This window comes from Enterococcus sp. LJL120, from assembly GCF_054871765.1.
This window is the reverse complement of sequence record NZ_JBTXLV010000002.1, coordinates 146,111-171,210: the sequence shown is the minus strand read 5'-3', so window position 1 is coordinate 171,210 and position 25,100 is coordinate 146,111. Positions and strand designations below refer to the sequence as shown.

Sequence of the window (25,100 nt, the reverse complement as noted above, 5' to 3'; positions counted from 1 at the left end):
AGGAAATAAGTTATGGCAATTAAAGAAATCCTGATGCCCAGTTTAGGAGAAAGCGTGACCGAGGCATCTGTTACCCAATGGTTAGTGAAGCCTGGCAATCAGGTGAAAAGATATGATCCTTTAATGGAAGTGATTTCCGATAAAGTTTCAACGGAAATTCCCTCGGATTTTGATGGAACTATTCAGGAAATTTTAGTTGAATTGGATAGCGATTTGCCAATCGGTACCCCATTGATGACGATTGAGGTCGCTGGAGAAGCTGATACAACAGCAACTCAACCACCAGAGGCTCAACAAGCAAAAGCTCAACCAGAAGCAGCATCGCAATCAGAAACAACCGTTTCGCAACAACCAGAAAAGACAGCACCACTGCCAACTGAAGCGAAGCCAGAAGTAGCAAACAGCAGTGGAAAAAAACGCTATTCACCAGCCGTTATGCATATCGCCCAGGAAAAAAATATTAATTTAGAAGATATCGTAGGGACCGGTGCCAACGGCCGAATAACCCGCAAAGATGTGTTGAATTACACACCAACAACGCCAACCGAATCAGCTGAATCAGTCTCCTCAAAAGCACCAAAACCAGCGCAAGAACCACCAGCGCCGGCAGCAAAACCAAAAGCTGAACCGATTTCTTTTTCAGAACAAGGCGATGTGACGGTTCCAGCCGATCCAGTGCGCAAAGAAATTGCTAAACGGATGGTCAGAAGCGTCAATGAGATTCCCCATGCTTGGGTGATGGTCGAGGTGGATGTCTCCAATATTGTCAAACTGCGGAACAGCCTGAAAGATAAATTCAAAGAACAAGAAGGCATTTCATTAAGCTACTTCCCATTCTTTGCCAAAGCGGTTGTCCAAGCGCTGAAAAACAATCCTAAGGTTAATACCTCATGGCAAGAAGGGAATATCATCTACCACAAAGATATTAATTTGTCGATTGCAGTCACGACTGAAGATAATTTATTTGTCCCGGTCATTCATCAAGCGGATAATTATTCGTTAGCCGGCTTAGCTAAAGAAATTAATCGTTTGGCCACCGAGGTCCGCAGCAATCAGCTGGCATCAAAAGATATGCAGGGGGGGACCTTCACAATCAACAATACCGGCAGTATCGGTTCGACTCAATCAATGGGGATTATCAATTATCCCCAAGCGGCGATTTTACAGGTGGAATCAATTGTCAAACGGGTAGTGCCGTCAGCTGATGGCGGCATCAAATTTGCCGACATGATTAATCTCTGTCTGTCGATTGACCACCGAATTTTAGACGGTCAACAGGCGGGACAATTCTTAAAGGATATCAAAGATAATTTAGCCAAGTTCAATGATGAAGCTGCCGTTTATTAAAAATTGGCAGCAAAACTAACGCAAAGATTCAGTTCCATAATTTTTAACAATCTGTCTGACAAAAGCTACCGACCTTCAAATAGGAGTTTGAAAATGGGTGCCACAAGCTCGATAACTTAAGCGAAGCCCATTTTTAAACGACTATGTTAAATGTTCACTAGGGGGAACGATGATGATAAACGAAGCAGCTAGTCCAAAGCTAACCGTCAAAATATTTTTTAACAAACTGTTAGCTGGGACGGCCCAAGGTACCATCATTGCGCTGATTCCTAATGCGGTGTTAGGCGCAATTTTAAAATATTTTTCAGAGGTAACGGCGATTCAAATGATTATCAATGCCGGCTTGATTTTTCAATTAGCAACACCGTTGATTATGGCGGCGATGATTGCCAAACAATTTGATTTAGCACCCACCAAAATGATGACGGTGAGCGGCGCCGCTTTTGTCGGCTCCGGCGTGGTTCAGTTCAATTCAGATATCAACGGCTTTGTTGCCTCGGGAACTGGCGACATTATCAATACCATCATCACAGCGGCGATTGCCGTCTTAATGGTGATGGCAATCGGCAACCGCTTTGGCTCAGTCGAAATTATTGCCCTGCCAATTGTTGTCGGCATTGGGGCAGGATTTGCAGGCATGCTAACCTATCCCATCATTACGCAGATTACGGTAATTATCGGCAATCTGATAAATAATTTCACTAATTTCCAACCGCTACTGATGAGTGTGCTAATCGCCTGTTCCTTTGCTACCTTAATCATTTCACCCATCACGACAGTGGGGATTGGCTTAGCTATCCAGTTGAGCGGCGTGTCTTCTGGGACTGCAGCGATGGGCATCGCCGCAACGACGATTGTCTTGGTGATTAATTCTTGGAAAGTCAATAAATCCGGCGTGACAGTGGCCGTGGCCTTAGGTGGCATGAAAATGATGATGCCAAATCTGTTCAAGTATCCGATTATTTTATTGCCGGTCCTTTTCACGGCGATTATTTCCGCGATACCGGTGGCTTTATTTGAAATTGCCGGTACGCCACAATCAGCCGGTTTTGGCCTAGTTGGATTAGTCGGACCACTAGCTTCTTTAGATGCCGGTCTCAATCTTGCCCTGTTAGTACTTGCCTGGTTTGTAATTCCCATTGCGGCGGGCTTGTTAGCAAAATTTCTATTTGAGAAAATCTTGAAGCTTTATGACAGCAGCGTTGTCTTCAAATATCAAGGCTAAGACCGACCTTAAGAAAAATAATTCGCCAGATTTGGTAAAATCAATTATCTTTGATAATATCAATGAGGTCAGTGATGTCTGTCGAAATGTTGGCACCTTTACGCAGGGCAATGCCAATTGGGAAAAAATTATATTTATCCTTTAAAGGAATCCATTTGAGGCCTTCACTTTTACCGACTTCGCGATATTCGATTGGTAAAATACAAATGGATTCATTTTTTTGTAAACTGTGGAGCAATACCTGCAAATCGTCGTTGTACAACACAATATTCGGGACAAAGCCGAATTTGCTTGCCCGCTGCAAGAGCAAACGCCCCAGCATGAAGTTTGTTGTCAGCGAAGAAAAACGCTGGTCCTTTAAATCAGGAAACATCAGCTCTTCGTGGACTGCCAGTGGACTTGTTTCTGGAACGACTACATACACATGGTAGCCCCTCGTAGTGGTATCCAAAGCTTCAAAATTTATCTGATCCGGAAAAAGATTGGGGTAAGAAACCAGCCCAATATCCAGTTCCTCCTGCACAATTTTTTCCTGCAGGTAATGGGAGCCATTTTGTTTGATAACCAAATCTACTTGAGGATGCGTTTCTAAAAAGTAAGAAAGCTCTTTCATAAATTGGACGGCAAATAGCGTCGTAATCCCCAGCCGGATTTTATTTTTTTTAGCATCCCCTTGGCCACCCATACTTTGGACGTCTAGAATTAGCTGGTCAAACTGCTGGACAATGGTTTTACCTTTTTCATAAAGGTATAAGCCGCTGCTGGTTAACTGATAAATATTTTTGTTGTTGGTAAAGAGGGTGGTTTGCAGCTCTGCCTCCATTTTTTTTAATGCCACTGAAAGGGTTGGCTGAGTCACGAAAAGATTTTTGGCGGCGGCCGACATGCTATGGGTGTCGGCAATTTCTATAAAATACTTCAATTGTTGGATGTTCATGGGGCACCTTCCATTCCTAGAGTATTTCTATTGAAAATTTTAAAGGTTTAGTATACATATTATTTTATCAGAATTTCAGCTTTAATTTTAGCTCCATCGAAAGACATGACTGATTTTTTTATATTTGAGATAAACTGAGGAGTGACAACATGAAAATTATTATTGCCGGTGCAGGAGCCATGGGCAGCCGCTTTGCCTTAATGCTGCACCAAGCCCAAAACGATGTTATCTTGATTGATGGCTGGCCTGACCATATTGAGGCTATCAAAAAAGCTGGGCTGCAAGCCAATTTAAATGGAGAACAAGTGCAGGCAGAGATTCCGATATACAATCAAAGGGATGCCGGCGCTGTTGATTTCGCCGCTGATTTAGTCATTGTCTTTACCAAAGTGATGCAATTAGACGGAATGCTGCAAAGTATTAAACCGCTCATCCACGCCCACACTAAGGTTTTATGTTTGCTAAACGGAATTGGTCATGAGGACATCATTGAAAAATATGTCCCACTGGATAATATTCTTTTAGGCAATACTATGTGGACGGCGGAGCTTGAGGGTCCCGGCAAGGTTAAATTATTTGGCGCAGGCGGAGTGGAACTGACCAATTTAGGGACAGTTGGTGAAGCTGGCGCTGCTGCTGTGATTCAAGTGTTGAATGATGCACAGCTCAATGCTAAATATTCCCACAATATTATGGCTTCCATCTATAAAAAAGCCTGCATCAATGGCACAATGAACGGCCTATGTACAATTTTAGACAGCAATATGGCTGATTTTGGTGACACAACTGTGGCTGATCCGATTGTCGAAAGTATTGTGGGGGAATTTTATCAAGTGGCGCAAGCGCAAGGCATTCCTTTGGATCAAGATGAGGTCTTAGCTCAAGTGAAGGCTTGCTATGATCGGGAAACCATCGGCCTGCATCATCCCTCGATGTATCAGGATTTAATTATCAGCCATCGTTTGACAGAGATTGATTACATCAATGGCACAATTGTCAGAAAAGGCAAGGAACATGGCATCGCAACACCTTATTGTCTGTTTTTAACCCAGCTAGTTCACGCTAAGGAACAATTATTAAAAGCGAAATAAATTGAATTCAATTAAATAAGTAGAAAGTGCTAGTGACTTAGGTAAGTTGCTGGTGCTTTTTAGTTGAATCAAGTTTCTCAAATGAAGGAAAAAGAGTGATGCTGGCAATCAGAATTTCCTCAAGGTTAACGAAAGACTTGCACCTTCACGTTTCCTAGCAATTTTTCAGAATAACAAACCTAAAATTATCAAAAAAAGTAAAAAAAGCGTTTTACAAATGGCTGAAATTCTTTTATGGTTAGAGCAGTGAATCTTTCTAAGGAGAATTTTGGTGATGCGGATGACTAGAGTTAATTTGTTTATGATGATTTCAGGGAATATCTTATTAGGTTTTTGTATAGCAGTCTTGCGGTTTATTAATCTGGGGACCGACCCATTTTCAGCGATGAATATTGGGTTGGCTCAAGTTAGCCAGCTGAGCTATGGCGTGGCGCAATTGGGTGTCAATCTGATTTTATTTATTTTTCAATTTATCTTTGCCCGCAGAACGATTGGCTGGGGCTCTTTGATGAATTTGGCGCTGCTGGCTTTTATCTCAGACTTTTTCCTGATGCTAATTGAAACAAGCGAGCTTGCGAGCCCGAGTCTGGTGGTGAGCCTCATTTTATTGATACCCTGCTTATTGTTGATGGCTTTTTCGCTATCTCTTTATATTTCTAGCGATTTAGGAGTCGCCCCTTATGATTCGTTGGCGATTTTCTTGCCGGAACGCATCGGCATTCCTTTTCGCCTTTGCCGAATTATGACGGATGCCTTTTGTGTGGTGGTGGCCTTTTTCACCGGCAGTGCCATTGGGATTGGCACGTTGGCGATTGTTTTACTGACAGGTCCGCTGGTCCAGTGGTTTAACGAAAATGTCAGCAATAAAATTCAAGAAAAATTAAGTCCGGCTGTAGCAGAGCTGGAGGAATAAATTAGTAAAGCACGTTACATGAATTGGGTTAATTGCCTAATTCGTGTAGCGTGCTTATTTTTTTGAAAATTATGACATGGCTTGATCTTTTTTGATGGTGGCATCAATGCCTTCGATGACAGCCGGAATAAAACCGGCTTTCTCCAAGGTAACGACCCCTTCAACGGTAGTGCCGCCAGGGGAGGAAACCTGATCGACTAAATCCCACGGAGACTCTTCGCCCTCCAAAAGGCGCTTGGCTGAACCTAGCACAGCCTTGGCGGCAATCTCGGTGGCCAATTTTTTGGGCATTCCGTTTAAAACACCGGCCCGGCTGATGGCATCGATAAACATGTAAACATAGGCTGGGGAACTGCCGGCTAACCCAACAAAGGTGCTGAAATCTTTTTCGGCAATGTCATAGACTCCGCCAACGGCTCCAAATAAATCTTTGACCGCTGCTAAAACTGTTGCCGGGACCTGCTCGTTGCCGCAAATAGCACTGACGCCGGCTTCGACGCTGACATTAACATTCGGCATTACTCGAATCAGCGGCTGGCTGTCATTTTCCAAAAGCTCTGCTAAACTCGCCAGGCTGACGCCAGCAGCAATCGATACGAGGGTTTTTTCTGGGGAAAGTTTCGGAGCGATTTCTGGTAAAACCTTGGCGAGTAAATTTGGCTTGACTGCCAAAATAATAATATCGGTGGCATCAACGACCTCCGTATTTTTTTTAAGGGCAACGACACCTGTTTTTTCCGCTACTGCCTCAGCGCTGCTAAAGTGGCCAGCGGAAATAAAAAGCTCCTCAGGGGCCACCACTTTTTTATGAATTAAACCATGAATAATTGCTTGGGCCATATTGCCGGCACCGATAAATCCAATTTTCATTGCACATCCTCCTTTAAGTTAATGGTTCTTCTTTATGATACCTGTTGCTCAAGTTTTTGTCATTTGCCAGCTGGCTTTTTAGCAAAACGGGTCAACTTGGCCTTTTTTACACAAAAGTGGAAAATGTTAGGGATTTCCGCTAACATAAAGCTAAGAATGAGAATGGTGGCGCTAGTTTTGAAAAAAATTATTCAGACAAGCTGGGTTTGGATTAAACAACACAGCTTTATTTTAAAATTAATTTTCTTTGCCTCAGTGTTGGTCTTTGTGGCCAATCAGCTGACGCACATTACCCGAGGCATGAGCTGGCAGCAGGTCTTCGCTAAGATGGGGGAACAGGGCAATCTCGCCCTTGTGGTGATGGCGGCAACGGGTCTGGTCTGTATTTTACCGATGCTTGGCTATGATTGGGTGACGATTCGGACGCTGGAAAAACAAGGCAAGCCTAAGATGTCGCGGCGGGAATGGTTTGTTTCCGCTTGGGTCACCAATACGATTAACAATCTCGCCGGTTTTGGCGGTGTGGTGGGCGCAGCTTTACGGGGGAGTTTTTATGGTAAAGATTTTGACCGTAAAAAAGTGTTAGCCACTGTTTCAAAGGTGGCCCTCTTTATGCTAAGCGGATTATCGTTGCTGTCTTTGTTCACGCTGGTTGATACCTTTTTAATTCATCCTGATCAGTTCTTTCAGGAATATTGGATTTGGATGCTGGTGGGTTCTGTGATTGCGCCGGCCTTAATCGTCTTTGCTTACTTAAATCGCAGACGGCTGTTTAAAGAATTGTATCCCGGCGGCATCGTCGGCTTGGTGCTGACTTCTTTAGGCCAATGGTGCGGGGCGCTAATTGCTTTTTTGACAATCGGGAATCTTTTAGGTATCGCTCTGCCTTTGGCGGCCATTTATCCGATGTTTATTATTGCGACCCTGATTGGGATGCTGACCATGGTGCCCGGCGGTGTCGGCACCTTTGATGTCTTGATTATTTTAGGCTTGAGTCAACAGGGCATCGACCAAAATACCGTGGTGGTCTGGCTTTTATTTTATCGGCTCTTTTATTATGTCTTGCCGTTTTTAACGGGAATTTTATTATTTGTCCGTCAAACAGGGGTTAAGGTCAATCGTTTCTTTGACAATCTGCCGAAAATCATGACGCAAAAAACCGCCCATTTCATTTTAGTGGCGGCGGTCTATTTTGCCGGCATCATGATGGTCCTGTTATCGACGATTAGCAATCTGTCGACTTTAAGCCGCCTTTTTGAATTTTTACTCCCCTTTTCCTTTGATTTCTTAGATCAAACAATCAACATGATGGTGGGCTTTTTGCTACTTGGTTTGGCACGGGGGCTGTGGCTCAAAGTTCGGCGGGCATTTTGGCCGACGATTTTACTGTTGGCCTTCGGAATTATCAATGCGGTCTTGCGGACAACTTCGCTGCGGCTTATCATTGTTTATCTGATTATTATCGGTCTTGTCTGGATTTCCCGCAAAGAATTTTACCGCCAGAAATTTGTTTATTCTTGGGGCGCCATTATTTTTGACAGTGTCCTCTTTGGCTTTTTGTTTATCGTCTATGCAATTGCCGGCTATTATAATAGTAATAACTTAGGGGGCGCGCTGATTTCCAATCGCTTTATTTTCTTTCCCTCGGACGATGTCTGGTTTTCCGGCCTCGTTGGAATTGGCTTATCTTTGATGGCCTTAGCTCTGTTGTATCAATATTTAGCAGATACGACGCTGACTTTAGGGGAAGAGCTAAACCCAGCCCGCTTGAATCAATTGGTGCAGGCATATGGCGGCACTAATGCCAGCCATTATTTAACATTGCCGGGTTATCGCTATTTTTATTATCAAGAAAATCGCCAGGACCAAGTCGTTTTTGGTTTTCAAATGAAGGCCAATAAGTGCTTTGTGCTGGGTAATCCCATCGGCGACCAGCGGAAATGGCGCCAAGCGACCCAGGCCTTTACCCGCTATGCAGATCAGCGGGGCTATCAGCTGGCTTTTTATAAAATTTCCGATGATTATACGTTGATTTTACATGACTTGGGTTATGATTTTGCCAAGGTTGGTGAAGTGGGAGTTGTCAGTCTGCAAAAGAGTGGCCGGCTACCCTTCGGTGAAGCTTTAGAGTTTAAAAAGCTTACCCACGAAGGCTATCGTTTTCAATTTTATCAAGAATTGCCGGCAGAATTATTAGCCAGCTGTCAAAAGGTTTCTGATGAATGGCTGGACGGCGCCAAAGAAAAACAGTTTTCTGTGGGGCGTTTTGAAAACAGCTATTTGAATGCCAGCGGCGTCGGCGTTGTCTTCAATCAAGCCAACGAGCTGGTGGGCTTTATCACCCAACAGCCAATCAGCCAAACGACCGTTTCCTTTGACCTCCTGCGGTTGAAAAAAGAAGTGCCGGCTAGTTTAGCCAATTTTTTAATTGCTAAACAGTTGGATGTCTATCGCAGTGAAGGCTTCGCATACGCCAATATCGGCATGGCGCCATTGGCTCGGGTGGGGGATTCAGAATTTTCCTTCTGGGAGGAGCGGGTGATGAATATTATTTATCGCTATGGCAGCTTTTTCTACGAGTTTCAGACCTCCCAGCAAAATAAGGAATATTACGTCGATGAATGGCAGTCCCGTTACTTTGCCTATCGTTCAAACAGCAGCTTTATCTTAGGCGCTGGCCAATTGTTGATGCTAATTGGTTACGGCAAAGCGCGGGGCGCCGGCTTAGCAGAAGAAGTGTTGCGGGAAAATTAATACTTAAGAGAGTTACCCCTCTACTGCAATAACAGATTTGTTACATAGCACGCATAATTTTTAGTGGGAGAAGCCTGAGTTGTTAGGCTCCAAAAAGTTTACCGTAAAGAATCTGTTAAAGCTGTGGAGGGGATTTTTTTGCTGCAGCTAAGGAGATAATTTTTATTTCAGCACGGGTTTTTTTACAATTATTTTCCCGTGTGATAAAATTATTGCAATTATTCCAAAGTAAGGTGGCTGCAATGGAAATTATGGAAAAGGCCCCCGCCAAGATTAATCTCGGGCTAGATGTCTTGGGTCGGCGGGCAGATAATTATCATGAATTAGCCATGGTGATGACGAGCATTGATTTATTAGATCGGATTTCATTAGAAGAAATTCCGGAAAATAAAATCATCGTCGAAACCAATAAGGCTTTTTTACCAACAGATGGCCGCAACAATGTCTACCAAGCCATCTCATTAATCAAGCGCCGCTATCAGATTGAAAAGGGCGTCAAAGTATTTATCAAAAAAGAAATTCCCGTGGCGGCAGGTCTCGGTGGTGGCAGCACCGATTGTGCCGCAGCATTGAGAGGTATTAATCGGCTCTGGAATCTCGGCTTAAGCTTAGATGAGCTGACAGAAATCGGCTTAGAAGTCGGCACGGATGTTCCATTTTGTCTACACGGCAATACAGCTTTAGCAACTGGTGTCGGTGAAAAAATTACCCATCTGCCGACAATGCCTCAGTGCTGGGTAGTTTTAGTTAAGCCTCGCTTCAGTGTCTCGACGCCGACAGTCTTTAAGGATTTGGTGATGGAGGATGTGCATCACCCTGATATCGAAGGTCTGATTGACGCGATTCAAACAGATGATTATCAAGGGATGATTCAAAAGATGGGCAATTCTTTAGAAGCCGTAACCATCAACCGCCATCCAGTGATTCAACAAATCAAAGAGCGCATGCTAAAATACGGTGCAGATGTTTCCTTGATGACCGGCAGCGGGCCAACGGTGTTTGGTCTGTGCGACAAATACTCGCGAGCCCAACGAGTATACAATGCTTTAAAAGGTTTTTGCGATGAAGTCTATCTCGTGCGAACCCTCAAAAATGAATAGGAATTCATGAGTTTTCCGATTTATCTTGAAATTTTCGAGGTAAATCGGAAATTTTTCGTTTTATATTGACGAATAACTTTTTCTTTGCTAAGTTAGACATTGTCCTAAATCGGAAATTTTTCGATTTGCAAATTTAAACGCAAATTTATCGATAGAAATGAAAAGAGGCAGAAGAGATGAAAAAATTAATTACGTTTACTAGTATCGTTGGCTTGGGTTTGTTTTTGGCGGCCTGTGGTAGTGACAATAGCACCACTAGCAGTTCAAGCTCAGCAGCGGTTGAATCAGAGAGTGACATCACAATTGTCACGACTTTTTATCCTATGTATGAATTTACCAAACAAGTGGTGGGCGATAGCGCAGAGGTTGAGCTGATGATTCCTGCTGGTACGGAACCCCACGATTACGAGCCAAGCGCTAAGGACATCGCCAATATCGTCGATGCCGATGCATTTGTTTACAACAGCGACGAGTTTGAAACTTGGGTCAGCAATATTTCCGAAAATATTGATACTCAACAGACAGCGGTCATTCAAGCCGCTGACGGAATTGAATTGATGGAGGGCGCTGAAGAGGAGGAGCATGACCACGACCATGAGACAGAAGAATCCCATGAAGAAGAACACAGTCATGAGTTAGACCCTCATGTTTGGTTAAGTCCGGTGCTGGCGGCCCAAGAAGTCGAAAATATTCAAGCGGCTTTAAGTGAAAAATATCCTGAATTAGCAGATACCTTTGCGGAAAATGCGGAAAATTATATTGCTGAATTGAATGCTTTAGATGAAGAATATACGACAGCTTTAGCAGATGCGACAGAAAGAACCTTTGTGACGCAACATGCGGCCTTTGGCTATTTAGCCCGTCAATATGATTTAACGCAGGTGGCGATTTCCGGCATTTCTCCAGATGAAGAACCAAGTGCTAGCCGCTTAGCTGAGCTGAAGGATTATGTTGATGAAAATGGCATTCAATATATTTATTTTGAAGAAAATGCTTCTTCAACAGTAGCGGAAACCTTAGCCAGTGAAGCCAATGTCGAAACGTTGGTCTTGAACCCGTTAGAAAGCCTGACCACCGAACAACTGGATAATGGCGAAGATTATATTTCCGTAATGCAGGAAAACCTTAGCGCTTTACAAAAAACGATTCAATAAAGTATCATCAACTAGTCCCGCTGTGCTTTTTCTTTTGAGAGGCACAGCTATTAGTTTGTTATAAAAGTTTACCCAGAAACAAGGAGTGGTGAGATGCACTACATACAAGTCAAGGATTTGACCTTTTATTATGACGATGAGCCAGTGCTAGAAGATGTTTCCTATGAAGTCAATCCCGGCGAGTTTGTCATTTTAACCGGAGAAAATGGGGCGGCAAAATCAACATTGATTAAAGCGACTTTGGGCTTATTAAAGCCGACCAAAGGCGAGGTGTTGATTGCCGATAAAAATGCAGACGGCAATCAGATCAGCATCGGTTATATTCCTCAACAGGTGGCTTCGTTTAACGCCGGTTTTCCCAGCACCGTTCTAGAACTCGTGCGGTCTGGCCGCTACTCTAGAGGCCGCTGGTTCAAGCGGCTAACCCAAAAAGATCATCAGCATGTGCAGCGGGCTTTAGAATCGGTGGACATGTGGAATATGCGCAATAAAAAAATCGGCGAATTATCCGGTGGCCAAAAACAACGCATCAGCTTGGCTCGAATTTTTGCGACGGATCCCGATTTATTTATTTTAGATGAACCGACCACCGGGATGGATGAACAATCCCGCAAAGAGTTTTATCGTTTGCTAAGACATAACGCCCATGTGCACAACAAGGGCATTTTAATGATTACCCATGACCATGAAGATATTAAAGAATATGCTGACCGGCAAATCCGTTTGGTCAGAAAGGAGGACTCACAATGGCGCTGCTTTCATATGAATTCATGAGACGGGCTTTGATTGCCGCAATTTTTATTGCCGGCATCGCTCCTATGCTCGGAGTCTTTCTAGTTATTCGCCGCCAGTCCTTAATGGCGGACACCTTGTCCCATGTCTCTTTAGCCGGTGTCGCTTTAGGCTTCTTTTTAAATTTAAACCCTGATTTGACGACTTTATTTGTCGTTGTGGTGGCTGCTGTCATTTTAGAATATTTGCGGGGCCTTTACCGCTCGTATTCAGAAATTTCGATTGCCATTTTGATGGCGGGGGGCTTGGCTTTAGCGCTGGTGCTAATGAGTATTGACGGTGGCAGCAGCTCCACCAGTATTCAGTCTTATTTATTTGGTTCGATTGTGACAATCACTTGGCAGCAGGTGATTGTGCTAGGTGTCTTATTTGCGATAATCGGCGTGTTATTCTTTCTATTTAAACGGCCGATGTACGTGTTGACCTTTGACGAGGACACGGCCCATGTTGATGGCCTACCGACACGTTTGATGTCGATGTTTTTCAATGTGGTTACAGGGGTTGCCATTGCGGTGATGATTCCGATTGCTGGTGCTTTGCTGATTTCGGCAATTATGGTCTTGCCGGCATCTGTCGGCATGCGAGTCGGCAAAAGTTTCAATACAGTCATTTTAGTCAGTGTGATTGTCGGTTTTATCGGCATGCTCGGCGGTTTGTTTGGCTCCTTTTATCTGGACACACCACCAGGAGCTACGATTACGCTGGTCTTTATCGCGATTTTCTTAGTCGTAAATTTATTTTTACGCTTAGTGGTGCTAAATTATCGTAAACGCAATTTGGAAAAATAAATAGCGCAGATTTTTAGCGACTACTTGGAAAACAAAAAAAAACCGAACTAGCGGAAAACTTCTAGGCTGAGTGCTCTCAGTTTTAGAAATTTTTCATCGCTAGTTCGGTTTTTTATTTTAAGTCAGCTGATTTTAAGCCATCCAGCTGTCGACTGTTTCACGGTTGTCAGCAATCCAGCTTTTGGCAGCATCTGACGGGCTTGCGCCATCGTTAATGGCACTCATAACAGTTTCCATATCCTCCACAGTCCAGTGGAAGTTATCCAAGACAGTGTAAGCTTCCGGCATATCATCGGCTAAGCCAAGACGGACCATTGTATTAATGCTTTCATCGTCCCCCATCGTGCCTTCAGGATCTTCCAAATATTTTAAGTCGTATTCAGCAAACATCCAATGCGGCGACCAGCCAGTAATCACAATCGGCTCTTGATTGGCAATCGCTTGACCTAAGGCGACAGTCATCGCACCGGTTGAAGCAGTTTCCATACTCCAGTCAGCTAAATTGCTGTAGGCAGCCAAGGTATTTTCAGCAGCACTGACGACACCGGCTCCAGGTTCAATCCCGGTGATGCTCTTATTAGCTTGGTCAGTTAAATCGGCAATCGAATTTACATCCATGTAGCTAGGGACCACTAAACCAATTTTGGCGCCGGCTAAATTTTCGCCTAAGTCGTCAATCTGGTCTTTGTAGCGTTCATAATGAGCTGCATGGGTGTTGGGCAGCCAGGCAGCGACCATCGCATCCGCTTCACCACTGGCAATTGATTCCCACATGATAGCATTATCTAAAGGCGTTAGATTTACGGTGTAACCCATTTCCGTTAATACTTCGGCGACGACATTAGTTGAAGCGACCTCAGTATCCCATTGGACATAGGCTAAATCGATGGTGCCACGGCTTTCGGTGTTTTGGGCTTGATAGGTTAAACCACCAATACCCGCAACTAACACGACAACAGCGGTAGCTAAAATGCCAACTTTTTGTTTCTTGCTAAGTTTTTTCCGTTGAGCCTGTTGAGCTTTCGGACGATTCATTTTTTGGGTGAAACGGTCAATGATAATTGCTAAGATAACCAAAGCCAGACCATTGACAAAGCCGTTACCGATTTGGGCTCTTTGGAGAGCCGACAAGACACCACGACCTAAACCAGGAGCACCAATCATCGAAGCAATCACGACCATCGATAAGGCTAGCATTGTCGTTTGATTAATGCCGGCTAAAATAGTACTTTTAGCTAAAGGCAATTCTAATTTAAATAATTTTTGCCAGCCGGTTCCACCAAAGGAATCAGAGGCTTCGACTAAATCACGGGGGATTTGGCGAATCCCCAAATTAGTAAAACGAACTGTCGGCGGCAAAGCAAAAATAACTGAGGCAAAGACTCCCGGCACCATCCCGATTCCAAAGAAGGCGACTGCGGGAATTAGATAGACAAAGCCCGGCATGGTTTGCATAAAGTCTAAGACAGGCGTGATAATATTTTTGGCGATTTCACTTTTCGCCATTAAAATTCCTAGCGGCACACCAATGATAACGGAAATAACACTGGCTAAGATGACCAAGGTCAAGGTATTCATCAAATCAGACCAGAGGCCTTGATTGTAAATAAAGAGCAGGCCAATTAAAGTAAAACCGGTTAGGCCCCATTTTTTATCGGAAATAAAGAAGGCTACGACGGTAATCAATAAAATAAAGAGCAATGGTGGCACGAGTAATAATAAATTCGTCATGCCCTCCATGATAAAGGCGCCGGTATCTTGTAAAATAGAAAATAATCCAGCAAAAGTGGTGGTCACCCAATCGGAAAACCCTTCGACCCAATCAGCCACCGGCAAACTTTGTTGTAAAAAATTATTCATGAGTTAGTACCTCGCTTTTTTCCATCATTTCTGTCTGCTCCTGTTGGAGAGCTTCTTCTGTCAGCATGTCTTCGTCTTGCGAATCAGCCAAGGCTTCTATAACACTACCGCGAATCACAACACCAATCAGACGCTCATCATCCACCACTGCTAAAGGCGTCGGTGAATCAAAAATGATATTAAAAATATCCGTGACTAACATATCTTTAGGAATTTTTTGGACGTTTTTGTCAATAACGTCCTTCAAAGTCAGATTCTTTTTGCGGGCTTCTGACGCACTCTCGGCTGTCAGACTACCCTTTAACTTCCGCTTGCGGTCAACAGCTAGCAGCATGCTGACTTCTTCTTTACGCATCCGGTTTAAAGCAACGTTCGGTCCATCAACTTCAATGTTGGTGGTCAAAGCCGGCACCATAATATTTTGTGCCGTTAAGACCTTCGAGCGGTCAACATCTTCAACGAAATCACGAACATATTGGTTGGCAGGATTGGTTAAGAAATCTTCGCCAGTCCCAATCTGAATAATTTCGCCATCCTTCATCAAGGCGATACGATCACCGATTCGCAAAGCTTCGTTCAAATCATGGGTGATAAAAATAATCGTTTTTTGGACATTGGCCTGTAAGTCCAATAATTCATCTTGCATTTCCCGCCGAATCAATGGGTCTAAAGCAGAGAAGGCTTCATCCATTAATAAAATTTCCGGATTATTTGCCAGCGCCCGAGCCAAACCGACCCGTTGTTGCATCCCACCGGAAAGCTGATTGGGATATTGGTCTTTAAAGGATAATAGGCCAGAATTATCCAAAGCTTTTTCAGCTTTTTCCCGTCGCTCTTCCAAAGGCACGCCACGAACTTCCAAGCCGTATTCGGTATTTTCTAAAATTGTCCGATTCGGAAACAGGGCGAAATTTTGAAAAACCATATTAATTTTATGGCGGCGGACTTCCCGCAATTCTTGTTTATTCATTTGGGCAATTTCGTCTCCGTCAATGTAAATTTCACCGGCGGTTGGATCAATCAAACGATTGAGCAAGCGAATCAAAGTCGACTTTCCGCTTCCGGAAAGACCCATAATCACAAAAATTTCCCCTTCGTTGACTTCGAAGCTGGCGTCATAAACACCGACTGTGGCGCCGGTTTTTTCTAAAATTTCTGTTTTGCTTTTATTTTCTTTCATCATGGTTAAGGCTTGTTGCTGCCGTTTCCCAAAAATTTTGGTTAAATGTTCAACCCGTACTTTCTTCAAAAAATTTCCTCCTAACAAAAAGTGACCACACTAGATTAACATCGTGTGGTCACTTTTGTCAAAAGCAAAGTATCATGATTCTTTTCAGAAAATGAATAGTTTTATTTAATAAAGTGTGTTATATCAACGCTTCTTCTTAGTTAATTATTTGGGTAAAAAAAGTTTTGCATCCGCTGCAAACCGAGCTCACTGCCGACAAAAAGCAACGTGTCATCTTGATTTAATTTAGCATAAGGTCCCGGTGACAAAAGGAGTTCGGTGCTACTTTGAATGGCCACGATAGTCACGCCGGTTTCATGCCAAATATTTAAATCTTGGATGGTTTCCCCCAAGTGTAGCGCCTGTGCATTTAAGGTTAACTCATAAGGCACAAAAGGAGTAAAGTTATGCACTTGCTTCATCTGTGAAACCAGTTGATTCATCAGCTCAGTCACGTTATCCAATTCAGTTTTTTGTTTGGCGACACTGGTCAGAATTTCATTTTTTATTTCTTGAATGGATTGCACATCTTGGTATTGTTCATAGTAGAGCTGGGCCTTCTCTCGGGAAATTACATAGGCGCCGCTGCCGTGACGCATCTCCATAATTCCAAGGTCCACCAAGACACTGATGGCTTTGCGGGCGGTTTCTGGTGAGACATTAAAATTAGTAGCAATCGTTGAACGGGCTTGGATTTTTTCGCCGACTTGGTAGGTTTTTTTGGCAATCCGTTCGGCAATGGCAACAGAGATTTGTTGGTATCGGGGCAGGGTGATTTTTTTCTTGGGCTGGTCCATCATTCAATAAAACTCCTTTAAATAAAAATTTAGATGGTCATTTTTTTGCATTATAACATATCGCTTCTAAGCAACAGGAGAAAACTGTTCAGACTGAGATAAATCAGTTGAGTTTTGGAGAATTTTTTAGAAAATTGCGCCGGAAGCAGTCGTTTTTCATTATACTAAATGCAACAAAGTCAGATTTTCTGCAACAAACCAAAAAAGACAAGAGTTTAGCGGGAGCCCGTGCTAAATTAGTAACAGAAGGAGGCAGGCAATGAAAATAAAATGGTTTTGGGATCAAGAGTATGCAACAAACGAAATTGGGATTCAGCTACATCCTGTCAATCAGAGCTTGGCAGCGGAACTGACCAAGGCAATTCATCAAGAACAACAACTAGAAGTGATTCAACCGGCGAATGAACGCCGGCAAAACATTTCTTTAAGCCAGGTCCTAATGATTGAAGCAATGGATCAGCTTTCAAAGGTTTACACAACAGACGATCAGGTGTTTTATCTCAAAGGACGTCTTAAGGAATTTGAATATTTACAGGCAGCAGGGATTTTTCGAATTAATAATTCAGTGATTTTAAATTTGGCAGAGGTAGCAAGCTTCAAAAACGGCCAGTATGCCCGCTTAGAAGTTCAACTAAAAAATGGCCAGACCCTCACCGTCAGCCGACATTATGCAAAGCAAATTAAAGAAGCCAGTGCTGCTTTTAGCAGCCGGTAAAAAAATTAAGGAGTGTTCATTATGAAGGAATTAAAAAATCAGTTTATGCAGGGTGCCTTTTTAACAATTGTTTGGTTAACAGCTTTAATGAGTTTGGGGTTTGGAAATGTAAATCTGAACCTGTTCTATTTTTGGCATATTATCGGGATTGCCGTTATCGCCGGTGGCGTATTCGGAGTGGCGTATCCTTACTTGTGGAATTATGGGACATGGTCGGCGCCAATTAACATTTTAGTGATGACCCTCCTGAACTTTTTGGCCGGTTTTATAGCTGTCTATCTATTTTCAGTCGAAATGTTCCAACTAATTTTACCCTTCTGGTGGGCAATCTTATCATTGAACTTGATTTTGCACGTGATTGTATTTTATTTTTATCGCAATCAACAAAACAAAAAAATGGCTGCTGAATTAAATCAATTAGGCAAATAAGGCAGTTTATAGCTAAAATCGCAGTCGGCAATTTATTCGGTTGTAAATTATTATCAGGCCGTTTGATTAATTGCAATAATGCAATAAGCAGTCATCTGTCGGTGGCGCCTTTAAAAATAGCGCCGCACCCGCAACTGATATTCTTGGTAGCTTTGACCGAATTGTTCAAAGCACCAACGCTCTTCAGCGCGGATAATCCAGTGGGCAGCTAATTGGAATAGTACCAGAATTACTAAGAGGGGCAATGAGCGCGTCAAGAAGACAATCGAAAGAAAAAATAAAAAATAAGCGACATACATAGGATTTCTAGAAAAGCGATAAAAGCCGGCTGTATTCAAGCCGTTCGCCGACGGCTTGGCAAAAGCATAACTTGCCAATAGACACAATAGATTGCTGAGTAGATATAGCGCAGCTCCTACGACAAAAAGCCAATCGTTTGTGATGGTGACGCTGAGAAAAATCGGATAAAAAATCAGTAGCAGCGTAGACAGCTGATACAAAAGATACGCTGTTTTTTCAAAGCCCACCAACGGGCAAAATGAGCTGCTCGCTGCAGGGCGTTTTTTGCAAAACGCCCCATCAGAAAAAAGCGAATGATTAAAAATGGAATCAGTAGTAAAAAAGCGTTCATCGGCGGGCTCCTTAACGGGTTTTCTTTTAAAATTAGCAAAAGCTCAGCAAAAAGTCTATCGAATATTGCTGTCAGCTATCTGTTGACGGCGATTTTTTATTAGATAGACGAAAGATTTTCCGTGAATTAAACAAATCGACCGTTAATAGACGAACTATTTTTCGTAAATCCAGAAAAACACTCGATATTTTTCCGCTAAACCCTTATAATAGAAAAGATTACAAGGGAGGAGCCAGATTTTGAAAACACGGCGTAGTGAACGTTTAATCGATATGACGAATTATTTACTGAATCATCCCCATGATTTGGTATCTTTGAGCTTTTTTTCAAAGCGATATGAATCGGCTAAATCATCCATCAGTGAAGATCTAGCAATTATCAAAAAAACTTTTAAGGAGCGGGGCACCGGGATTTTAGAAACAGTTCCGGGAGCCGCTGGCGGAGTCTATTTCATCCCGTCAATTAGTGAAACAGAGGCCCGGGAATACATCACCCAATTGGCCAATCGCCTATCGGAACAAGATCGCTTGTTGCCTGGGGGCTATGTTTATTTATCCGACCTGTTAGGAGAACCGGAATTATTGCGGCAGGTGGGCCGCATCATTGCCACTAAATATTTAGGTCAAGAAATCGATGCGGTGATGACGGTAGCGACTAAAGGTGTGCCGATTGCCCAAGCAGTTTCTACTTATTTAAATGTGCCTTTTGTAATTGTCAGACGAGATTCTAAAATTACCGAAGGCTCAACCGTCAGCGTCAATTACGTTTCCGGCTCATCCGAGCGCATTGAGAAGATGGAATTATCCAAGCGCAGTCTGAAGCGGGGCTCGCGGGTTTTAGTCGTCGATGATTTCATGAAGGGCGGCGGCACCGTCAACGGGATGAAGAGCTTGATTGAAGAATTTGAAGCGACCCTCGTCGGCATCACCGTTTTTGCAGAAACGAAGTTCAACGGTCCACGGGCAGTCACCGACTATACTTCCTTATTATTTGTCGAAGATGTCGATACGACAACGAAAAATATCTCCGTAGTGCCTGGAAATTATTTTATTGAATAAAATAGTCTCTCTGCTGTTAAATCTAGGCAAGAGATATCTGATACTCAAACTATTTATAGGAAAGCATCAGTTTGCTGCTGGTTGTTTACCTTTAGGTAGTTTGAGTTTTTTTGGAATCAATGACGAGCCAATGAAAAAAACTGACAGTTATAATTGAAAAAAATAATTAAATTATGACATAGAGAAAGAAAATAAAAATAGCAGCCAACTTTTCTTTCATAAAAATCACTAACAGCTTTAATTTGGGCTAAAATATCGAAAAAAATTATAATTAATGAAATCTGCTATTGATAGTAGAAGCGTTAACATGGTACGATAATACATATGACATAATTTAAATAATCATTTTTTGTTGAGGTTATAAAGGAAAAAAAGGGGGAGAAAAATGTCTAAGAATAGAGGGATTTTTCTATTTTCAACACTTGCTTGTTTAGGGTTGATTGTTGGTGGCGCCGTTGTGGGTAGCCAGGTGAGTGGTGTTGAAGCAGCCAGATCTGCTCGGACGTCCACTAGTACAACTTCCGAAACAACAAGTACCACGGAAAGTACAACAATTAGTTCAACTGCTACAAGTGAATCCAGCGAAGAAGCGCAAATTTATTCTGAAGGGATGACCTTAAGAGGGCTTGAAACGGTTCGCGTCGGCGATACCGGCAAATTTACGATTGATTTTGATTTGGGTGAAACGGAATTTGACGGTAGCTATGTCTTTGAAGACGAAGCTGGTTTATTAGAGATTGACTCTGATGGCATTTGGACTGCCATCGCTGCCGGACAAACAGAAATTTCATACGGCTATCTGCCTAATGAAAGCATGGCGAGTGCATTAGCGGATGTTAAGACTGCGGGTCAAGCACCGGCTACTCTGCCAATCGAAGTAGTGGAAAAAGAAGCTGTGCTTTTTGATGGCATGACCATGACCAATGAAGTAAGTGATATTACCGTTGGCGACACCGGCAAATTTGACATCAGTTTTGAAGATGAAGGTGTCTTTAATGATGGTAGTTATTATTTCAGCTATGATCCAGCATTAATCACTGTTGCGGAAGACGGAACTTGGGAGGCGTTAGCAAAAGGAGCCGCCAAAGTCTCGTACGGCTATATTCCGCAAGAGATAGAAGCGACTACTGATTCTAGTGAAGAAGCAACCACTAATTCTTCTGTTGAAGAGGCAACGCAAAGAACGGCTGAAATTGCTCCACAATCTGCCGAAGAAGAACAAGAAGAGCCTTCTTTGGAATTAAATATTCGGGCAGCAATTGATCAAAATGCGGTCTATAGTTATGGTATGACAATTGATACACCAACTGGTGATGTGGTTGTTGGCCAAACCGGTCAATTTAATCCGCAAGTCAGCTTGCTGCAAGAAGGTAACAATAATCAAGAAGTTACCTTTGCTGGTACCTTTGTTTGGGATTACGATGAAACAGCCTTAACGATTGATGAAGATGGCAATTGGACGGCTTTAAAAGCCGGTAATTTCCAAATCAATTACGGCTACATTCCAACTGAGGCAACACTGGCAAGCATGCAGACTTATTTCGGTGAAGAAAATATGCCGGCCACGGGAACTTTGGGGTATTTGATGCGAGTTGGAGATGGCAATACAGATATTCAGGAGATTTATTCTGAAGGTTTAACGATGACGATGCCTGACGTGTTTGATGCAGCTAATCCAGTTGTCGAAGTTGGAGATAAAGGTACGTTCAAATTTGATTTTAGTATGCCTGATGTTGAATTCAGTGGAAACTACCATTTTCTATATGATCATGAGATGATTGAGATTGATGCCAATGGTAATTGGACCGCGAAAAAATCCGGTCAGATTATTGTCGAGTATGGTTATATTCCAGATTCCAAGATGCTAGCAGCTATGAATGGTGAAACGAGTGGATCGTCATCAACTAATGAATCTTCAACTACTGAGACGACTACCACTGACTCATCGTCAACTAGTACATCTACTAGCGAAACGTCAACGAGTGGAACTTCGAGTTCAACAAGCAGTACAAGTACAGATACTACTTCATCAACCGAAAGTTCAACAACAGAATCATCTACTACTGATACTTCAAGTAGCACGACACCAACGGCTACTCGTACTGTAACAAATAATGCGAGAACAAGCGTGCCAACAGGAATAAAAACTTTGACGATGACTTCTCTAGAAAAGCTTGATGTTGCTGATGGTTGGACCATAACAAAAGGTATGACACTAACAGCACCTGAGTTGGTAACAGTTGGTGATACTGGCACCTTTACTATGGCGGTTGATTTTACCGGTGAAGGCGATGTCGCCTTTGATGGAACTTATATTTTAGGTTATGATACCACCTACCTGAATGTTTCAGATAGTGGGACTTGGACTGCTCTGCAAGCAGGAACCGTCAATATCAGCTATGCTTATCAGCCGAGTGAAAAAATGACTTCAGACTTGAATAAGTTTTATGTTGGGAATCTTCCAACTCTTACATCTGAGCAACCATTTGTCACCATGACGATTGCTGCTGCCACTGGCAAAACGCCAGACGACACCGGCAAATTACCGCAAACAGGCGAAGAAAACAATGACGCTATATATATTGCTTTTGGGATTGCAATAACTTTACTGGCACTAGCTGTCTGGAAAAAAGAAAAAAATTTTAACATGAAATAAGAATTGTAAATAGGCAATTGCTCGCCAGAGTGATTGCCTATTTTTTTGTGCAAGCTGCGTTTAACTGGGGCTTCTAAAACTAATTTTCCAATGGAATTTAGCACTACCAATTTAACAATAAAAGAATCGTTTGATTACTAGACTATTCAAACAACATTTTTTTCAACTCTTATTCCTTTTAAATAGAAGCAATTTACACAACTTCATCCGCTTTTTGCAAGCCAAGGCCCGCAGATTCATGTATAATAATAGCAGCAAACTAAAAAGCAGGAGTGAATATTTTGGAAAATCGTTACGCAATTATTTTGGCAGCGGGAAAAGGTACCCGCATGAAATCAAAGCTATATAAAGTTTTACACCCGGTGGCAGGCAAACCGATGGTGGAACACATTATCAATCGTGTGATTGAAACTAAGCCGACTGAAATTGTGACTATTGTCGGTCACGGTGCAGAAATGGTTCAAGAGCAATTAGGCGAGCGTAGTCAATATGCTTTACAGGCGGAGCAATTAGGTACAGGTCATGCTGTGATGCAGGCTGCCCAATTTTTAGAGGGCAAGCAAGGTACAACTTTGGTAATTAGTGGCGACACGCCGTTACTGACGGCTGAAACTTTGGATCATCTAATCGAATATCATCAAGGGAAGCAAGCCAGTGCGACGATTTTGACCGCTGATGCTGAGGACCCGACTGGCTATGGTAGAATCATTCGAGACCATGTTGGCATTGTCGACCGGATTGTGGAACAAAAGGATGCGACTGACGAAGAGGCTCGAGTGACCGAAATCAATACGGGGACTTATTGTTTTGATAATGAAAAGCTCTTTAAAGCGCTGAAAAAAATTGGCACCGACAATGCGCAAGGTGAATATTATTTAACCGACATTATTGAGATTTTAAAAGCCGATGGCGAAATTGTTGCGGCTTATCAAACAAAGGATTTTGAGGAATCCTTAGGAGTTAATGACCGGATGGCACTGGCGGAAGCCAATCGCTTGATGCGGGCTCGCATTAATCGCCAGCACATGGTTAACGGGGTGAGTTTTATTGACCCTGATTCAACCTATGTGGACGCCGATATTGAAATTGGCTCAGATACAGTGATTGAAGCCGGCGTTCAGCTACAAGGCACTACGAAAATCGGCGAAGATTGTTTAATCGGCGCCCATTCACGAATTGTTGACAGCCAAATTGGTGATGGCGTAAAGGTTTATGCCTCCGTGATTGAAGAAAGTATTGTGAAAAACGCAGCGGATATTGGCCCTTATGCTCATCTTCGGCCGCAGGCGGAAATTGGCGAACGGGTGCACATTGGCAACTTTGTTGAAGTCAAGAAGGCAACGATTGGCGCAGATACTAAAGTTGGCCATCTGACTTATGTAGGGGATGCCATCTTAGGAAAAGATATCAATGTCGGCTGTGGTGTCGTTTTTGTCAATTACGATGGAAAAAATAAACATCAAACTATCGTCGGTGACAACAGCTTTATCGGTTCAGCCTCGAATCTAATTGCACCATTAACAATTGGTGAACATGCGATTACGGCTGCCGGTTCAACGATTACCGATGATGTACCAGCAAATGGTATGGGAATTGGTCGTGCCCGCCAAGTTAATAAAGAAAATTTTGCTAAAAAGTTCCCCTATTTAAATGATTCGCTAAAAGATTAAGAAGCCCTTGATTTCTTGTAGGAAAATGACTACTATGTATGGTGTATGAAAAAATGCCCTTGTAAAATAGAAAGTGGAGGTAACCATGTCGAAACATTATTTTGACCCACGGTTGAAAATTTTTGCACTAAACTCTAACAAACCCCTAGCTGAAAAAATCGCAGCAGCAGTTGGAGTCGAACTAGGAAGATCATCAGTCACTCAATTTAGTGATGGTGAAATTCAAGTCAACATTGAAGAAAGTATTCGTGGCTCCCACGTCTACATCGTTCAATCTACTAGCAGTCCAGTCAACGACAATTTGATGGAACTTTTGATTATGATTGATGCTTTAAAACGTGCCAGTGCAAAAACAATTAACGTGGTCATGCCTTATTATGGCTATGCTCGACAAGACCGCAAAGCGCGGGCCCGTGAACCAATTACCGCTAAATTAGTGGCGAACATGATTGAAAAAGCCGGCGCTAACCGCATGCTGACTTTAGATTTACACGCATCACAAATTCAAGGTTTCTTTGATATTCCTGTGGATCACTTGATGGGTGCTCCATTGATTGCCAACTATTTCATGGAAAAAGGTATCGGTGGCGATGAAGTGGTTGTTGTATCTCCAGACCACGGCGGCGTAACCCGTGCCCGTAAACTAGCAGAATACTTGAAGTCACCAATCGCAATCATCGACAAACGTCGTCCGAAAGCAAACGTCGCTGAAGTCATGAACATTATCGGAAATGTTGACGGTAAAATTTGTGTCATCATTGATGATATGATTGATACTGCTGGCACAATTACCTTAGCTGCCAATGCTTTAAAAGAAGCTGGCGCTAAAATGGTTTATGCTTCTTGTACGCATCCCGTTCTTTCTGGTCCTGCCATCGAACGGATTCAAGACTCCGCTATTGAACGTTTAGTTGTGACAGATTCAATCAATTTACCTGCTGACCGCAAAATAGACAAAATCGATGAAATCAGCGTGGGCGAATTAATGGCCGATGCCATCAAACGCATCCACGAAAACAAACCAGTCAGCCCACTTTTTGAAACAAAAAAATAAGCTGAAACATAAAAAGCCCCAAAGGTCGAAC

At 42.8% G+C, this 25,100-nt stretch carries 20 protein-coding genes and 1 pseudogene; 15 read left to right on the top strand and 6 right to left on the bottom strand.

The window, feature by feature from the left end:
- The first annotated feature begins 12 nt into the window (after positions 1–12).
- Together ACYSNU_RS03965 and ACYSNU_RS03960 are read left to right on the top strand one after the other, a co-directional pair.
- Positions 13–1,347 (top strand): dihydrolipoamide acetyltransferase family protein, encoded by a 1,335-nt coding sequence (locus ACYSNU_RS03965; RefSeq protein ID WP_461735912.1) that lies wholly within the window; start codon positions 13–15, stop codon positions 1,345–1,347.
- A 172-nt stretch (positions 1,348–1,519) separates the two neighbouring features.
- Positions 1,520–2,572 (top strand): PTS sugar transporter subunit IIC, encoded by a 1,053-nt coding sequence (locus tag ACYSNU_RS03960; RefSeq protein ID WP_461735911.1) that lies wholly within the window; start codon positions 1,520–1,522, stop codon positions 2,570–2,572.
- A 40-nt stretch (positions 2,573–2,612) separates the two neighbouring features.
- On the opposite strand, the gene ACYSNU_RS03955 is transcribed toward ACYSNU_RS03960, so the two are convergent.
- Positions 2,613–3,509 (bottom strand): LysR family transcriptional regulator, encoded by an 897-nt coding sequence (locus ACYSNU_RS03955; protein ID WP_461735910.1) that lies wholly within the window; start codon positions 3,507–3,509, stop codon positions 2,613–2,615.
- 149 nt (positions 3,510–3,658) lie between these two features.
- Between ACYSNU_RS03955 and ACYSNU_RS03950 the strand changes: the two genes are divergently transcribed.
- A complete protein-coding gene (locus ACYSNU_RS03950; protein WP_461735909.1) occupies positions 3,659–4,600 on the top strand; it encodes a 2-dehydropantoate 2-reductase in 942 nt (313 codons plus the stop codon).
- Positions 4,601–4,874: 274 nt separating this feature from the next.
- On the top strand, positions 4,875–5,513 hold the full coding sequence (locus ACYSNU_RS03945; protein WP_461735908.1) for a YczE/YyaS/YitT family protein: 639 nt from the start codon (positions 4,875–4,877) through the stop codon (positions 5,511–5,513).
- 69 nt (positions 5,514–5,582) lie between these two features.
- Here ACYSNU_RS03945 and proC read toward each other — a convergent pair whose 3' ends face one another.
- Positions 5,583–6,383, bottom strand: coding sequence for a pyrroline-5-carboxylate reductase (gene proC / locus ACYSNU_RS03940; RefSeq protein WP_461735907.1), 801 nt, complete (start codon positions 6,381–6,383; stop codon positions 5,583–5,585).
- Between the two features lie 177 nt (positions 6,384–6,560).
- Between proC and mprF the strand changes: the two genes are divergently transcribed.
- From mprF to ACYSNU_RS03915, 5 genes are all read left to right on the top strand, one after another.
- Positions 6,561–9,137, top strand: a complete 2,577-nt coding sequence (gene mprF, locus ACYSNU_RS03935) for a bifunctional lysylphosphatidylglycerol flippase/synthetase MprF (protein ID WP_461735906.1) — start codon at positions 6,561–6,563, stop codon at positions 9,135–9,137.
- A 242-nt stretch (positions 9,138–9,379) separates the two neighbouring features.
- The gene (ispE, locus tag ACYSNU_RS03930; RefSeq protein ID WP_265459271.1) at positions 9,380–10,237 is read left to right on the top strand and encodes a 4-(cytidine 5'-diphospho)-2-C-methyl-D-erythritol kinase; all 858 of its coding nucleotides are present in this window, start codon (positions 9,380–9,382) and stop codon (positions 10,235–10,237) included.
- A gap of 176 nt (positions 10,238–10,413) precedes the next feature.
- On the top strand, positions 10,414–11,391 hold the full coding sequence (locus tag ACYSNU_RS03925; protein WP_461735905.1) for a metal ABC transporter substrate-binding protein: 978 nt from the start codon (positions 10,414–10,416) through the stop codon (positions 11,389–11,391).
- 93 nt (positions 11,392–11,484) lie between these two features.
- Complete coding sequence (locus ACYSNU_RS03920; protein WP_461735904.1) at positions 11,485–12,165, top strand: metal ABC transporter ATP-binding protein; 681 nt, start codon at positions 11,485–11,487, stop codon at positions 12,163–12,165.
- On the top strand, positions 12,138–12,971 hold the full coding sequence (locus ACYSNU_RS03915; RefSeq protein ID WP_461735903.1) for a metal ABC transporter permease: 834 nt from the start codon (positions 12,138–12,140) through the stop codon (positions 12,969–12,971). The genes ACYSNU_RS03920 and ACYSNU_RS03915 overlap by 28 nt, the downstream gene beginning before the upstream one ends.
- Before the next feature lie 132 nt (positions 12,972–13,103).
- Here ACYSNU_RS03915 and ACYSNU_RS03910 read toward each other — a convergent pair whose 3' ends face one another.
- The 3 genes from ACYSNU_RS03910 to ACYSNU_RS03900 form a co-directional block, all read right to left on the bottom strand.
- Positions 13,104–14,831, bottom strand: a complete 1,728-nt coding sequence (locus ACYSNU_RS03910; protein WP_461735902.1) for an ABC transporter permease/substrate binding protein — start codon at positions 14,829–14,831, stop codon at positions 13,104–13,106.
- Positions 14,824–16,080: a quaternary amine ABC transporter ATP-binding protein gene (locus tag ACYSNU_RS03905; protein ID WP_461735901.1), complete on the bottom strand. Its 1,257-nt coding sequence runs from the start codon at positions 16,078–16,080 to the stop codon at positions 14,824–14,826. The genes ACYSNU_RS03910 and ACYSNU_RS03905 overlap by 8 nt, the downstream gene beginning before the upstream one ends.
- A 140-nt stretch (positions 16,081–16,220) precedes the next feature.
- Complete coding sequence (locus ACYSNU_RS03900; protein ID WP_461735900.1) at positions 16,221–16,859, bottom strand: GntR family transcriptional regulator; 639 nt, start codon at positions 16,857–16,859, stop codon at positions 16,221–16,223.
- Between the two features lie 256 nt (positions 16,860–17,115).
- Between ACYSNU_RS03900 and ACYSNU_RS03895 the strand changes: the two genes are divergently transcribed.
- Both ACYSNU_RS03895 and ACYSNU_RS03890 read left to right on the top strand, forming a co-directional pair.
- Positions 17,116–17,571, top strand: a complete 456-nt coding sequence (locus tag ACYSNU_RS03895; RefSeq protein ID WP_461735899.1) for a LytTR family DNA-binding domain-containing protein — start codon at positions 17,116–17,118, stop codon at positions 17,569–17,571.
- 21 nt (positions 17,572–17,592) lie between these two features.
- A complete protein-coding gene (locus ACYSNU_RS03890) occupies positions 17,593–18,000 on the top strand; it encodes a hypothetical protein (RefSeq protein WP_461735898.1) in 408 nt (135 codons plus the stop codon).
- Between the two features lie 110 nt (positions 18,001–18,110).
- Here ACYSNU_RS03890 and ACYSNU_RS03885 read toward each other — a convergent pair.
- Positions 18,111–18,631: pseudogene (locus ACYSNU_RS03885) on the bottom strand (methyltransferase family protein).
- Between the two features lie 239 nt (positions 18,632–18,870).
- Between ACYSNU_RS03885 and purR the strand changes: the two are divergent.
- From purR to ACYSNU_RS03865, 4 genes are all read left to right on the top strand, one after another.
- A complete protein-coding gene (gene purR, locus ACYSNU_RS03880; protein ID WP_461735897.1) occupies positions 18,871–19,689 on the top strand; it encodes a pur operon repressor in 819 nt (272 codons plus the stop codon).
- 385 nt (positions 19,690–20,074) lie between these two features.
- A complete protein-coding gene (locus ACYSNU_RS03875; protein WP_461735896.1) occupies positions 20,075–22,345 on the top strand; it encodes an LPXTG cell wall anchor domain-containing protein in 2,271 nt (756 codons plus the stop codon).
- Between the two features lie 281 nt (positions 22,346–22,626).
- Entirely contained in the window at positions 22,627–24,015 is a 1,389-nt protein-coding gene (gene glmU, locus ACYSNU_RS03870; RefSeq protein ID WP_461735895.1) for a bifunctional UDP-N-acetylglucosamine diphosphorylase/glucosamine-1-phosphate N-acetyltransferase GlmU, read from the top strand.
- An 85-nt stretch (positions 24,016–24,100) separates the two neighbouring features.
- Positions 24,101–25,069, top strand: a complete 969-nt coding sequence (locus tag ACYSNU_RS03865; RefSeq protein WP_461735894.1) for a ribose-phosphate diphosphokinase — start codon at positions 24,101–24,103, stop codon at positions 25,067–25,069.
- The last annotated feature ends 31 nt before the right edge of the window (positions 25,070–25,100 follow it).